This window comes from Gorillibacterium terrae (genome assembly GCF_051594785.1).
Taxonomy (GTDB): domain Bacteria; phylum Bacillota; class Bacilli; order Paenibacillales; family NBRC-103111; genus Gorillibacterium.
The window spans coordinates 244,965-258,840 of sequence record NZ_JBPPGI010000002.1; the positions used below are offsets into that span (position 1 = coordinate 244,965).

6 protein-coding genes are annotated in these 13,876 nt (G+C 63.8%); 5 read left to right on the forward strand and 1 reads right to left on the reverse strand.

The window, feature by feature from the left end; genetic code table 11:
- The first annotated feature begins 11 nt into the window (after positions 1-11).
- Both ACSEXS_RS11215 and ACSEXS_RS11220 read left to right on the forward strand, forming a co-directional pair.
- Complete coding sequence (locus ACSEXS_RS11215; RefSeq protein WP_438433317.1) at positions 12-3,434, forward strand: glycoside hydrolase family 2 TIM barrel-domain containing protein; 3,423 nt, start codon at positions 12-14, stop codon at positions 3,432-3,434.
- Between the two features lie 416 nt (positions 3,435-3,850).
- Positions 3,851-5,548, forward strand: coding sequence for a methyl-accepting chemotaxis protein (locus ACSEXS_RS11220; RefSeq protein ID WP_438433318.1), 1,698 nt, complete (start codon positions 3,851-3,853; stop codon positions 5,546-5,548).
- 58 nt (positions 5,549-5,606) lie between these two features.
- Here the strand turns inward: ACSEXS_RS11220 and ACSEXS_RS11225 are convergent, their stop codons facing one another.
- A complete protein-coding gene (locus tag ACSEXS_RS11225) occupies positions 5,607-6,566 on the reverse strand; it encodes a Na/Pi cotransporter family protein (RefSeq protein ID WP_438433319.1) in 960 nt (319 codons plus the stop codon).
- A 127-nt stretch (positions 6,567-6,693) separates the two neighbouring features.
- On the opposite strand from ACSEXS_RS11225, the gene ACSEXS_RS11230 reads away from it, so the two are divergent.
- The 3 genes from ACSEXS_RS11230 to ACSEXS_RS11240 all read left to right on the forward strand — a co-directional run bounded on the left by ACSEXS_RS11230 (position 6,694) and on the right by ACSEXS_RS11240 (position 13,876).
- Positions 6,694-8,058, forward strand: coding sequence for a class I SAM-dependent rRNA methyltransferase (locus ACSEXS_RS11230; RefSeq protein WP_438433320.1), 1,365 nt, complete (start codon positions 6,694-6,696; stop codon positions 8,056-8,058).
- A gap of 210 nt (positions 8,059-8,268) precedes the next feature.
- Positions 8,269-9,894, forward strand: a complete 1,626-nt coding sequence (locus ACSEXS_RS11235) for a sigma-70 family RNA polymerase sigma factor (protein WP_438433321.1) — start codon at positions 8,269-8,271, stop codon at positions 9,892-9,894.
- Positions 9,895-9,982: 88 nt separating this feature from the next.
- Positions 9,983-13,876, forward strand: coding sequence for a helicase-exonuclease subunit AddB family protein (locus ACSEXS_RS11240; protein ID WP_438433322.1), 3,894 nt, complete (start codon positions 9,983-9,985; stop codon positions 13,874-13,876).

Below are 13,876 nucleotides of genomic sequence, written 5' to 3' on the forward strand. Positions count from 1 at the left end.
GGATTTTGCGAGTGAACCGAACGATCCGTTTTAATGAGGGCTGGGAATTTGCCAAAAGCGGTCTGGATGCGGCCGATTGGTCCGGGCTGGACTTTGCCCCCGTGGACATTCCGCACGACTGGCTGATCGAGAATTCGCTGGATCTGTACGAGAACAGCATCGGCTGGTACCGCAAACGGTTCCAAAGCACCGCAGCGGAAGGCCGGACGCTGCTGCGCTTTGACGGAGTCTATATGGATTCCACTCTGTATGTGAACGGCGAGTGGGCGGGCGAGTGGAAGTACGGCTACTCCTCGTTCGAGCATGACATCACCTCGGCATTGGCCGAAGGGGACAACGAACTGGTGCTTAAGGTTGTCCACCAAAGCCCGAACAGCCGCTGGTATTCGGGGGCGGGCATCTACCGCAATGTTTGGCTGAAGACGCGAGGCGATAACTGGATCGAGACGGACGGGGTCTACCTCGCCGTCCGGGAGGACGCGGAAGGCTGGCGGATCGAGATCGACACCGAGCTGAAGCTGCAGTCGGAGGTTCGGCTTACGCACACGCTCCGGTATCGCGGGGAGCCGGTGGCCGAGGTTTCCGCTGCGGCTGCGTCGGCGGCGGACGGGGGGGCGGAGCATGTCGACCGGCAGACGCTGCGGGTGAAGGCCCCCCGGCTGTGGAGCCAGGAGGAGCCCGCTCTGTACCGGATGGTCACCGTCCTGTCCTTCCCGGACGGCCGGGAGATCGAGACGGTCACGAACCCGGTCGGCTTTCGCCGCATTGAGCTCGACCCGGCGGGCGGCCTGCGCCTGAACGGCGTCAAGCGCAAGCTGAACGGCGTGTGCGAGCATCACGACCTGGGAGCGCTCGGGGCGGCGTTCAACAGGAAGGCTCTGGAGCGGCGGTTCCGGCTGCTCAAGGACATGGGCGTGAACGCGATCCGCACCTCGCATAACATGCCCGCGAAGGAGCTGATGGACCTCGCCGACGAGACGGGCTTCCTGATCGTATCGGAGGCGTTCGATATGTGGGAGCGGCCGAAGACGGAGTTCGACTATGCCCGCTTCTTCCCGGAATGGGTCGCTTCCGACGTTCGAAGCTGGGTTCGGCGGGACCGCAACCACCCGAGCCTGCTCCTGTGGAGCATCGGCAATGAAATCTATGACACCCACGCCGACGAGCGGGGACAGGCCGTAACCCGCATGCTGATGGAGCTCGTGCAGGCGCATGATCCGAAGGGAAATGCGCGGGTCACCATCGGCTCCAACTACATGCCCTGGGAGAACGCGCAGAAATGCGCCGATCTCGTGAAGGTGGCGGGGTACAACTATGCGGACAAATACTATTATCCGCATCACGAGGAGCATCCCGACTGGATCATCTACGGCAGCGAGACGGCTTCCGTCGTGCAGAGCCGCGGCATTTATCATTTTCCCTTCGAACGGTCCATTCTGGCGGACGACGACGAGCAGTGCTCCGCGCTCGGCAACAGCTCCACGAGCTGGGGCGCGAAATCGGCGGAGGCTTGTATCCTGGCGGAACGCGACACGCCGTTCTCGCTCGGCCAGTTCATCTGGACGGGCTTCGATTATATCGGGGAACCAACACCGTATCATACGAAGAATTCCTATTTCGGCCAGATTGACACCGCGACTTTCCCGAAGGATTCCTATTGGATCTACCGGGCGGAATGGACGGACGCCGAAACCCGGCCGATGATTCATCTGTTCCCCTACTGGGATTTCAACGAAGGTCAGCTGATCGACGTGCGCGTGGCTTCCAACGGCTCGAAGCTCGAGCTGAAGTGGAACGGCGAAACGATTGGGACGCAGGAGATCGACCACGAGCACGGCACGCAGCTGGTCGGCTGGTGGAAAATTCCCTACCGGCCGGGCAAGCTCACGGCCATCGCCTACGACGCGGAAGACCGTGTGATCGCCACCGAAGAGCGCGAATCCTTCGGCGACGCGAAGCGCATCCGGCTGCGCGCCGACAAGGAGCAATTGACCGCCGACGGAACGGATTTGATCTTCGTCGAAATCTCGATGGAGGACGAGGCGGGCCGTCCGGTCGAGAACGCCAATAACCGCGTGCGGGTTCAGGTAACCGGCGCGGGCCGGCTGGTGGGCTTGGATAACGGCGACAGCACCGATTATGACTCGTATAAAGGGCTCAGCCGCCGGCTGTTCAGCGGCAAGCTGATGGCCATCATCGCTGCGGGCTTGGAGCCGGGCGCCATCGAGCTTCGCGTCGCGTCCGCCGGCATGGAGGAGGCTGTCCTCGGCTTGCAGGCCGTGCCCGGTGACGAGCATGCGTCCGACGGCGTGTCCGCCTTGACGGAGAACCGGGAAATGCCCTGCGTCACGGGTAAGTCGGACGAAATTCCGCTGCGGAAGATCGAGATCGTAAGCGAGTCGGGCCAAATGTTTGACCCCTCGACTCGGGAAATGACCGTCGTCGCCAAGCTGCATCCTGCGGATACCTCCTATACGGAAGTCGAGTGGTCGGCGGTCGACGACGCGGGAATCGAATCGAACATCGCCAAGGTGGAGGCGGACGGTCTCCGGGTGAAGGTTGCCGCGCTCGGGGACGGCAAGTTCCGGCTCCGCTGCACGAGCAAGAACGGCACCGAGAAGATTAAGCTTATCTCCCAGCTGGAATTTGAGGCGACGGGCCTCGGCATCGCCTACTTGAATCCGTATGGATTTATCTCGGCGGGCTTGTACGACTACAGCAAGGGCGAAGTGGGGAACGGCAACGAGCGGGGAGTCGCGACGAGCCGCGACGGGGAAACCCGGGTCGGTTTCCGCCAGATCGACTTTGGCCCGTACGGCTCGGATTCGATTACCCTGCCGATCTTTACCCTGTCGGACGAGGAATACATCCTGCAGATTTGGCAAGGGATGCCGGGCGAGGACGGCGCCGAGCTGCTCGCCGACGTCGTCTATCAGAAGCCGTCGCGGTGGAACGTCTATCAGGAGGAGACCTATCGCCTCTCCAAGCGGCTGAGGGGCATTTCCTCGCTCTGTTTCGTGACCCGGCAGAAGATGCACATCAAGGGCTTTTTCTTCCAGGCGGCAAACCGGGCCTTCGACCGCAACGCCGCATCGGACTGCGACCGGATTTACGGAGATACCTTCTCCCGGTCGGAAGAAGCCGTCGAGGGGATCGGAAACAATGTCTCTCTGGTGTTCGAGCAGATGGATTTCGGCGGCGACGGACCGACGAAGCTGATGGTGTACGGCCGGTCGCCGATCGACAAGAATACGATCCATATCCGATTCGAGAGCGAGTCGGGCAACAACCAGCAGTTGATTGAATTCACCCGCACGGACGGTTACGAGGAGCGCAGCTTTTCCTTGGAACCGGTGGCGGGAGTCAACCAAGTCACCTTTATTTTCCTTCCGGGGTCCAACTTCGACTTTGGCTGGTTCCGCTTCGAGCGGTAGGACCGTATGGCCATAACCGTGCATTCGAAACGGTGAGGTCTGGGCCAACAAGGGGCCGCGGGTCCGAAGACAAAATCGGATTCCGGGGCTAGGGACATCGGGGATAAGGCAAAAAGCCCGTTCGTTCGGGACCGTCGACGGCAAGTCGAGGCGGAACCGGCGGACGGGTTTTTACGCAGCTTCGAGGCTTCTTTCTTGAAGATGAGACGTCCCGGACCGTAATTTTGACAATTTTGCGGAGAAAGTCGACTTCCCGTGTGATTTTACCTAACATGATGTCGAAATAGGTCTAGTCTATTTGCCCTACTTATTATAAAATAATTTTATTTAGGTGAGTGCCCGGATTGAAAGGGATGAAAATGCAGGAGACAGAGAGTACATAGGAGTCTTAGACCACTACTGGAGGGAAATTGCTTATGAAGTTGGGACTCAAAGAAAAACTCATGATCATGCTCGGTCTGGTTATTATCGTCGGCAGCTCCGTTGTCACCGCTTTTGCCGGGATCAGCATGAAGAACTCCACGGAAACGCAGCTGAAGAAGTTCGTCGAGACCACGTTCACCGCCGGTATGGCGCTGATGGAGGAGAAGAACCCCGGGTTTTGGCTGATCGAGCAAGGAAAACTCTACAAGGGCATGCAGCCGATCAACGACAATCACACCTTCATCGATAATCTCGTTCCCCGTCTGGGGAACAAGGACATCCGCATGTCCGTCAGCCAAGGCGAAAAGCTGGCTGCCACCAATATCAAGGTGGGGGACAAGTACGCGGTCGGAGAAGAAATCGCAACGAACGTCCGCAAGACCACCCTGGAGAAGGGCGAACGGTTTATGGGGTATACCACCGTCTCCGGCATCCGGTATTACGCCGTTTATGAACCGATTCGCACGGAAGCCGGGGATAGCATCGGGGTGCTCAGCTTCCTCGTACCGACCAAGGACACGGACGACCGGATCTCGCATTTTATCACCATGCTGATCGTGATCGCCCTCTGCATCTTCGCCGCCAGCATGATTCTGGCGTATTTCTTCACCGACCGGCTGATCCGCATTCTGAAAAGGGTCGTTCAGATGGCCGGCCGCATCGCGTCGGGAGATCTTCAGGTCGAGGCCGTGCCCGTGCGGTCCAACGACGAGGTGGGCCTGGTGGCCGATTCGATCAACAAGATGATCGGCAACCTGCGGACCATCGTCGGCAAGGTGGATTCCGCGGTGGGACAGGTCAGCGGCTCCTCCGGCAGTCTGGCGGAGAGCGCCGAGCAGGCCAAGGCGGTTACGAACGAGATCGCCGAGACGATGTCCATGCTGGCCGCGTCTTCGGACAGCCAAGTGAGAACCTCGGAGGAGAGTTCTTCGGCCGTCGCCGCCATGGCGGAGGATATCCAGAACGCCGCCGCCTCGTCGGCTTCCGTCTACGCGGAATCCCGGCAGATGGCGGAAAAGGCGGGCGAGGGCATCGCTTCGATCGAGTCGGCCGTCAGCCAAATGACCATCCTGAACGAGACCGTGCACAAAACCTCCAGCTCGATCGAACGGCTCAACCATATGTCCGTGCAGATCGAACAGATCGCCGGCGTGATCGAGGGCATCGCCTCGCAGACCAACCTGCTCGCCCTGAATGCGGCGATCGAGGCGGCACGGGCGGGCGAATACGGGCGGGGCTTCGCCGTCGTCGCCGACGAAATCCGCAAGCTGTCTTACCAGACGGAGCAGTCGGCGAAGCAGATCGCCGGACTCGTCACCGAAGTGCTCACCGCCGCTGCCGACGCCGATGTGAACATGCAGCGAGGCAAGAAGGAATTCGCCGAGGGCTTCGACCGGGTCGAACGCGCCAGCTCCTTCTTCCGGCTCATCGCCGAAAGCGCCGGCAGCATCACCGGCCGGATGGAAGAAATCTCGGCGTTCTCCGAGCGGATGTCGGCGAGCACGGAGCAGGTGGCCGCTTCCGTCGAGGAGATTTCCGGCTCCGCCCGGCAGGCGGCGATCGGCGTCCACGGGGCGGCGGCGATGACCGAGGAACAGTCCGCCACGATGGAGGAGGTCGCGTACGCTTCCTCGCTCTTAAGCGACCTGGCCACGGACTTGAAGCAGGCCATCTCGCAGTTTAAACTGTAGAAGCCGGGGCTTCGCGCTTCCGGCGCGGAAGCTCCGTTCGAAGGAAACGGACGCCGTCTCAAGGACGGGCGCTCCGTTTCTTTTTGCTTAAGCGGGGCAGCGCGTAGCAGAGCGGCAGGGCGAGCAGGGAACTGAGCACATTGAACAGCGTCTGTGCCCGGGCCATCTGGACGGCCGCGTCCGCGCTCATATGCGCGACGAGCTGGGCCAGAGCGGGAATGAACGGATAGAACAGCGCGGCGCCGCCGACATTGAGCAGGGTGTGGGTCCATGCCACGTACGCCCCGTATCGGCTGCCGCCGATGGAGGCGATGAGCGCCGTAGCGCAGGTGCCGACATTGGCGCCGAAGACGACGGCGATGCCGAGCTCCGGCGGGAACACGCCCGCGCCGACGAGCGTCATCGTCATGGCGGTGGCGGCGGCGCTGCTGTGGATGACGGCGGTGACCGCCGCCCCCGCCAGCACGCCCCAGATCTGGCTGTCCTGGGAACGGTGGACCAGCCAAGTGAACAGACCTCGGGCTTCCAGCTCCGGGGTCAGGCTCTGCATCAAGCCGACGCCGAGGAGGATACAGGCGAAGCCCGCCGCCGCGAGCGCGGTGAAGCCGAGCCTGCGCGCCCGGGGCCGCTTGTCCGCCACCGCCATGGCGGCGAGCCAGATGAGTGCGGACCCGAGGAGCAGGGGCAGCGCCGCCTGTCCCAGGCTGAGGCCGATCAGCTCGGTGGTCAGGCAGGTTCCGATGTTGGTGCCGAGGATGATGCCGAGCGTCTGGCTGAAGCGCATGAGCCCGGCGTTGACGAGACCGATGGTCACCACCGTGACGGCGGTGCTGCTCTGCATGATCGCCGTCAGCAGGGAGGAGGCCGCCATCCCGCGCAGCGGGGTGCCGGTAAACCGGGCGAGCAGCTGCGGCAGGCGGGGACCGGCTGCCCGTTCCAGCGAGAATTCCATCAGCTTCATGCCGTAGAGCAGCAGGACGAGTCCGGCGGCGAGCGGGATGAGGATCGAGCGGATCATGGGATGCCTCCTCGGGGCGAATCGGGACAGTCCGGAGGAATGGAGCGCCCATTCGGGGGCAGACTTGTCCCGAGGGATACTAGTACCATATGATGAACTCAAACGAGTTAGGATAGGAGACTTGAGAATGGCAACCGTAATCTTGCAAAAAGCGCGGAAAAAACGAATCGAAGAGGGGCATCCGTGGGTATTCCGCAACGAAGTGGAGCGGATCGAGGGAGACGCCGAGCCCGGCGACATCGTCACCGTGACGAACCACCAGGGCCGCTTCCTGGGAAGCGGCTACTACAACCCGCAATCGCAGATCGTCGTGCGGATCGTCGATTTCAGCCGGCCGGCGGTCATGGACGCGGCGTTCTTCGCGGAGCGCTTCCGCCGCTGTCTCGCCCACCGGGAGCGGTTCGCACCGGATGCGGACTCCTGCCGGATGGTCTACGGAGAGGCGGACTTTCTGCCCGGCCTGATCGTCGATAAGTTCGCCGACGTGCTGGTCGTTCAGATCCTGACGCTCGGCATGGACGTCCGCCGCCGGGAGCTCACTGAAGCGCTCGCCGAGGTGTTCCGGCCGGCCGGCATCTACGAGCGCAGCGACGTGCCGGTCCGCGAGCTGGAGGGGCTGGCGGAGCGGACGGGACTGCTCTACGGCGAATGCCCGGATACCGTCGACATCGTCGAGAACGGGTTGAAGATCGAAGTGGATATCAAGCAGGGCCAGAAGACCGGTTATTTCTTCGACCAGCGCGAGAACCGCGCTTCGATCCGGCCGCTCATGCAGGGCTGGGGCGCAAGGAGCGGCATCCGGCTCGAAGAGCGGGAGTCGGAGGGCGAACCCGTACGGGTGCCGGTGAACGCAAGCGGCAAGGAAGTGGCTTTCCCTTATTGGGATGGGGCGACGGTGCTGGAGTGCTTTGCCCACACCGGCAGCTTTACGCTCCATGCCTGCCGGTACGGGGCAAAGAAGGTCACCTGCCTCGACGTGTCCGAGCACGCCATCGCCAGCGCGCGGCGGAACGTGGAGCTGAACGGCTTCGAGGATCGGGTGGAATTTGTAACGGCCGATGCGTTCGACTACCTCCGCTCGCAGGTGCAGGGGCTTGCCGAGCGCAAGGAACGGTCGCTTGCCGCCGACAAGAAGGTAGACACCTCGAAGAAGCTGGCGTCCGGCGGCCGTACCTGGGATGTGGTTATCCTCGATCCGCCGGCCTTCGCCAAGAACCGGAAGTCGGTCGAGGGCGCCTGCCGGGGGTACAAGGACATCAACCTGCACGGGATGAAGCTGGTGAACGAGGGCGGCTATCTCGTAACGGCGAGCTGTTCCTACCACGTCTCCGCCGAGCGGTTTCTTCAGACGGTGCACGAAGCGGCGGTCGACGCCGGCAAGATTCTCCGGTTGGTGGAATTCCGGGCGGCCGGCAAGGACCATCCGCGAATTCTGGGCGTCGACGAAGGGGATTATTTGAAGTTTGCGGTGTTCGAGGTGACGTCCCGGTAACGGGGCGATTCCCCCTATCCTTTTTGGGCTCTGGTCCTTGCGGGTAAGCGGGGAGAACTCAAGGTCTTACCAGAAGCGGCTTCTTCCTGTCCCCATGCGCAGGTTGGGAGCCGTTTTTCGTTAGGGTGTGCTTCTTCGCTTCGCCGGGTAACCTTTTGCCGGAAAACGTGCACTTAGGAGTGGAGAAAAGGAGAGAGGAGGTCGGTCCGATTGACGGAAGAGTGGGTGGAAGCGGCGCGGCGGGGAGACGAGGCCGCCTTTGAGCAGCTTGTGCTTCATTACCGCGGGATGGGGTTGGCCATTGCCCGGGAACGCCTGAAGGATGCCCAATTGGCCGAGGATGCGGTTCAGGAGGCCTTTGCGGCCGTTCTGCCGAATCTGCCCCAGCTGAAACAGGCGGCCGCATTCCCCGGCTGGTTTCGCACCATTGTCATCCGGCAGTGCCAGCGCACCCTGCGGGGCAAGCCCCAAGCCGGATCGCCGTTTACGGACGCGGAGCGGGTTCAAGACCTCGCGCCCGGACCGGAGGAAGCTTTTCTGCGCAAGGAAAACGAGCGAGCCATCCGCCGCTCGGTGGAACAGCTCTCTTCCCGGCTGAGGCTGCCGGTGGAGTTGTTCTATTACCAGGGCTATTCGCTTCAGGAAATTGCAAGCGCTCTGGACGTATCCTTGCCCGCGCTCAAGAAGCGGCTGCACGATGCCCGCAGGAAGCTCAAGGGAACGCTGCCGGTGGCCGACCTCGCTTCCACATTCCGAAACTTGTATGGAGGAGGAGCTTCGATGCTGCATGTGGTAAACGGAGATTCGCTCGGCGATCTCCTGAAACAGGGAATCGTCGAGGGGGATGTGTTGGTATGGCGGGAAATCTATTCGGTGGGCCCGGTCTTTGAGGGGCCGTTCGGGGAAGAAGATTTGGCACTGCGGGGGAAGGAGCTTGCCCGCGCGCTCGGCGTAGAGCCGGAAGCTTACCGGGCCCGATGCCGGGAGCAGGAAGGGCTGCTTGCGGATCTCGGGCGGTACGATGAAGCGGTGCTGTGGTTCGAGCATGACCTGTTCGACCAGAGCATGCTGGCGTATCTGCTCTTCCTGCTGAATGGACGCAAGCGGGGGCAGACCAAGCTGAGTCTGCTCAGTATCGGCTCGTTTCCCGGCATTGAACCGTTCCACGGCCTGGGTCAGCTCACCTCCGAGCAGCTCGGGACGCTGTCCGGCACCTGGAGAACCATCGGCAGCGGGGAGATGCGCCTCGGCAGCGAGCTGTGGCGGGCCTATGCGTCCCCGGACCCGCGCGTGCTGGCCGATTTGCTGGAGGTGCGGCGGGAGGCGCTGGAAGCGTCCGCGCTGCCCTTCGCTCCGGCTGCCTTCCAGGCCCATCTGTCCCGCCTGCCCTCCCTGCACAATGGGCTCGGTTCGATGGAGGAAGCGATGCTGCGCTGCATTCGCGATGGCGTCTCGAGTCCGATCGGGCTGTTCCGCAGGGTGACGGACGAGCTGCCGCTTCTCGGCATGGGCGATCTCGAATTCTTCTATTATCTCCGGGAACTGGCGGAAGGGCCTTCTCCGCTCGTCACTTGCGAAGAGATAGAACACGCGGCCGGTTCCGGTTCTGTCCTGCCCGGCCCCGGTTCCGGCCCGTCCGCCTCCGGTTCCGATACACCTTCCGGCAAACAGCGGCGCTTTTCGCTGACCGGCCTCGGTCGGCGGGTGCTGGAAGGCACGGCGGACCGGGTGCGGGAGCAGGGGATCGACCGCTGGTACGGCGGTTTGCATCTTAAGGGACGGGAGGCGGTTTGGCGTTACGACCGAACGGCAGAGCGGCCCGTCCGAACGCAATGAGAACGCTTGATCGCTTTCTGCGAGCCTCTTTGTACTTTTTATGATAGAATAGAAACCATCGAACAACGGTGACCGGGAGATGAAACGAATGGCATTGCGGATGGTGATCGGACGGGCGGGCAGCGGCAAAACGGCATTTTGCCTGAGCGAGATGGGGGAACGGCTTGCGGGCGAACCCGATGGAAAGCCGCTCTTGTACTTGGTTCCCGAGCAGGCGACCTTTCAGGCGGAGCAGTCTCTTCTTGCGCTGCCGGGCATCCGGGGCTACATGCGGGCGCAGGTATTCAGCTTCCGCCGCCTCGCCTGGCGGGCGATGCAGGAGCTGGGCGGAACGGCCGGCGTGCCGGTCAGCGACCTCGGCAAGGCGATGCTGCTGGAGCGCCTTCTGCATCGCCACGAAGGCCAGCTTCGCGTCTTTCGCCAGCCGCCGGGCAAGCTGGGCGTCGCCCAGGAACTGAATGCGCTGTTCAAGGAGCTGCAGCATAATCTGATCGGGGCCGACACGCTCTCGGAGGCGGCCCGGCGTCTCTTTGCCGAGGGCATCGACCTCCTTCCGGAGCAGGACTCCGAGACCGGGCCGGGAGCAGCCGAATTAGCGCCCTCCGCGGCGGCCGGAGACTTCGAGGAGCCGCGGGAGGGAAGCGACCGCCTGACCGATAAGCTGCGGGAGCTGTCGCTGTTGTATGGAGAATACCGGCAGGCTTTGTCCGGCGGCTTCCTCGACAGCGAGGCCTTCCTGGACCGGTTGTCCGAGGGAGTAGGACGCCTTTCCTGGCTGAAGGAGGCGGAGATTTGGGTGGACGGCTTCTTCGGCTTCACTCCGCAGGAGCGGAGGGTGCTGACGCGGCTTGCCCTCCATGCCCGGCAGGTCACCGTGACGCTGCCCCTCGACCGGCCTTACCGGGCCGGCGAGGAGCCGGACGAGCTCGGATTATTCCATTCGCCCGCGAAGGCGATGGCGCAGCTCCTGCAGCAGGCGGACGAAGCCGGGGTCGAGGTGCGGGAGCCGGTTCTCCTGCCGCTTGGCGGCGGCCCGCTGCCGCGCTTCCGCAAGAGCCCGCTGCTCGCCTATCTGGAGGAATCCTTCGAGAACCGCGCCGCTGCTAGGCGGATCGTCTATCCGGAGAACGGGAGCGATTCGTCCATCGAATTCGCGGCCGCAGTCAACCGGCGGGCGGAGGTGGAGGGCTGTGCGCGGGAGATGCTTCGGCTTGCCCGCGACGAGGGGCGGCGCTACCGGGAAATGGCGGTGCGGGTGAGGCGCTTGGGCGATTACTCCGATCTGGTCGCGCAGGTTTTTCCCGCCTACGGGATTCCCTTCTTCCTCGATGAGCGGCGCCCCGTGCTCCAGCATCCGCTGATGGAGTTCATCCGCTCCGCCCAGGAGATCGTCACCCGGGACTGGCCTTACGAGGCGGTCTTCCGCTGCATCAAAACCGATTTCCTGCTGGATTCGACGGAGGAGACGCCGGCCGCCGCGACGCCGGCTCCGCTTGAAGGGGAAGGCCAACTGGCATTCTTCGCGGAGGACGAAGCCGCAGCGGCCGCCGAGGGGCGGACCGCCGTTTCGTTGGACCGGGAGGGCATGGACCTCTTGGAGAACTACGTGCTGGCCCGGGGAATCACCGGCAGCCGCTGGAAGGACGACCGCTACTGGGAGTTCTATGCGCCGGTTGCCCTGGACGAAGAGGAGAATATCGCTCCGCGGGAAGCGACGGAGGAGGAGAAGGCGCGGCATGCCCGCATTCGCGCCAGCCGCGACCGGGTGGTCGGCCTGTTTGCCGATTTTGAGCGACGGATGGGCAACGCGGCGACGGTGCGCGACCGCGCAGCCGCCCTTTACGGGCTGCTGGCGGAATGCGGCATTCCCCGAAAGCTGCAGGAAACCGCCGACGCCGATCTTCTCGAAGGACGGCCGGAGCAGGCCCAGGAGCAGGTTCAGCTCTGGGACAAGGTCATGGAGCTGCTCGACGAGATGGTAGAGCTGATGGGCGACGAAGAGATCGACGCGGAGCTGTTTGCCCGGCTGATGGATACCGGTCTCTCCGGCCTGTGCCTCGGTCTGGTGCCTCCCGCTCTCGACCAGGTCCTGGTCGGGTCGATGGACCGGACCCGGACCAACCAGAAGAGCTTCGTCTTCGTCCTCGGAGCGAACGAGGGCGTTCTGCCGGCCAAGCCGGAGGAGGACGGCGTCTGGAGCGACGCGGAACGGCTGCGCCTCGCCGCGGCGGGGCTGGAGCTTCCCGGCGGAGCGCGGCGACGGCTGCTCGATGAACAGCTGCTGCTGTACGCCGTGCTGGCCGCTCCCTCCGAGCGGCTGTGGATCAGCTACCCGCTGGCCGACGATGAGGGCAAGGCGCTGCTGCCCTCGGAGATCGTGCGGCAGCTCGGCGCGGTGTTCCCGCTTGCCCGCGCGCGGGAGCGGCTGCTGCAGGTTTCGCCGCCGCCGGAGGCTCCCTCCGAAGAGCTGCTGCCTTACCTGGCCCATCCCGACCGCGCGCTCACGGACCTCGGCTTGTTCCTCCACGAAGGAGTCGAAGGCCGCCCGGTGCCGCCGATGTGGCAGGAAGTGTATCGGTATCTGGCGGCCTCCGGCAGCCGGGAACAGCTCGCCCTCGTGGAGCAGTCCCTGTCCTTTGCCATCGGGCGGGAGCGTCTCGCTCCGGCCACGGCGGAGGCGCTGTACGGCGAAGTCCTGCGGGCCAGCGTGTCGCGGATGGAGCGGTTCGTGGCCTGTCCCTTTTCGCATTTTGCCGCGCACGGGCTGAAGCTGGCGGAACGCAAGCAGTTCCGCCTGGAGGCTCCCGATATCGGCCAATTGTTCCATGCGGCCCTCAGCCAGGTGGTGCGCGAGCTCTCGGCGGAAAGCGCCGACTGGCCTGAGCTGCCGGACGAGCGGGTAAAGCAGAAGGCGCACGAGACCGTGGACCGGATCATTCCCCGCTTGCAGGGCGAAATTCTGCTCAGCAACAACCGCTACCGCTACATCGCCCGCAAGCTGAAGGAGATCGTCGCTCGGGCATCGGCGGTCGTGGCGGCGCATGCCCGGGGCGGCGGGTTCTACCCGGTGGCGCTGGAGCTGGGCTTCGGGCCGGGAGAAACGCTGCCCCCGCTCGTCTTCCCGCTGCCGAACGGAGGCCGGATGGAGATTGCCGGCCGGATCGACCGGGTCGACCGGGCCGACGGCGAGAAAGGCATGTACCTGCGGGTCATCGATTACAAATCGAGCGCCCGCACGCTCGACTTGACGGAACTGTACAGCGGACTGTCGCTGCAGATGCTCACCTATCTCGACGTGGTGGTGAGCCATTCCGAGCGCTGGCTCGGGCGCAAGGCGATTCCCGCAGGCGTGCTCTATTTCCACGTGCATAACCCGCTGCTGTCGGTGGCGGGCAAGTTGAGCCCCGAGGAAGCGGACGCCGAGCTGCGGCGGCGGTTCAAGATGAAGGGCCTGCTGCTGGCGGACAAAGAATCGCTCGGCTTGATGGACGCGGCGCTCCAAGCGGAAACGGGGACCTCGGACATCGTCCCCGTTGCGATCAAGAAGGACGGCACCTTCCGCAAGGGAGCGTCCGTCGCCGACGAGAACCAGTGGACGCTCCTGCAAAAGCACGTGCGCGGCACCGTGCAGGCCATCGGCTCCCGGATCACCTCGGGGGTCGCCCGCGTGGAGCCGTACCGGCTGGGGAAGAAGAGCGCCTGCGATTTCTGTCCGTATCTGGCCGTATGCCACATGGATACGGCGCTGCCGGGAGGCGACTTCCGGACGCTGCCCGCCTACGGCGGCGACGCGGTTTGGACGGCGATCGAGCGTTCCGCAGGCGGGCAATCGACCGTCCCGCAAGCGGGCGGCGAGGATAAGGGCGACACGAATGCGCGGCGGGAAGACCGCCGGGAAGGCGAAGGAGCGGAGCGGGGAAGGCTGGACAAGCCGGATAAGTCCGATAAGCCCGCAGCCGAGCCGAAGGGAGAGGGGGAATAA

Excerpts from the sequence above, each read along its gene's own strand:
- ACSEXS_RS11225 (WP_438433319.1), bottom strand. The coding sequence starts at position 6,566 with ATGATCCGCTCGATCCTCATCCCGCTCGCCGCCGGACTCGTCCTGCTG.
- ACSEXS_RS11220 (WP_438433318.1), top strand. The coding sequence starts at position 3,851 with ATGAAGTTGGGACTCAAAGAAAAACTCATGATCATGCTCGGTCTGGTT.
- ACSEXS_RS11240 (WP_438433322.1), top strand. The coding sequence starts at position 9,983 with ATGGCATTGCGGATGGTGATCGGACGGGCGGGCAGCGGCAAAACGGCA.
- ACSEXS_RS11230 (WP_438433320.1), top strand. The coding sequence starts at position 6,694 with ATGGCAACCGTAATCTTGCAAAAAGCGCGGAAAAAACGAATCGAAGAG.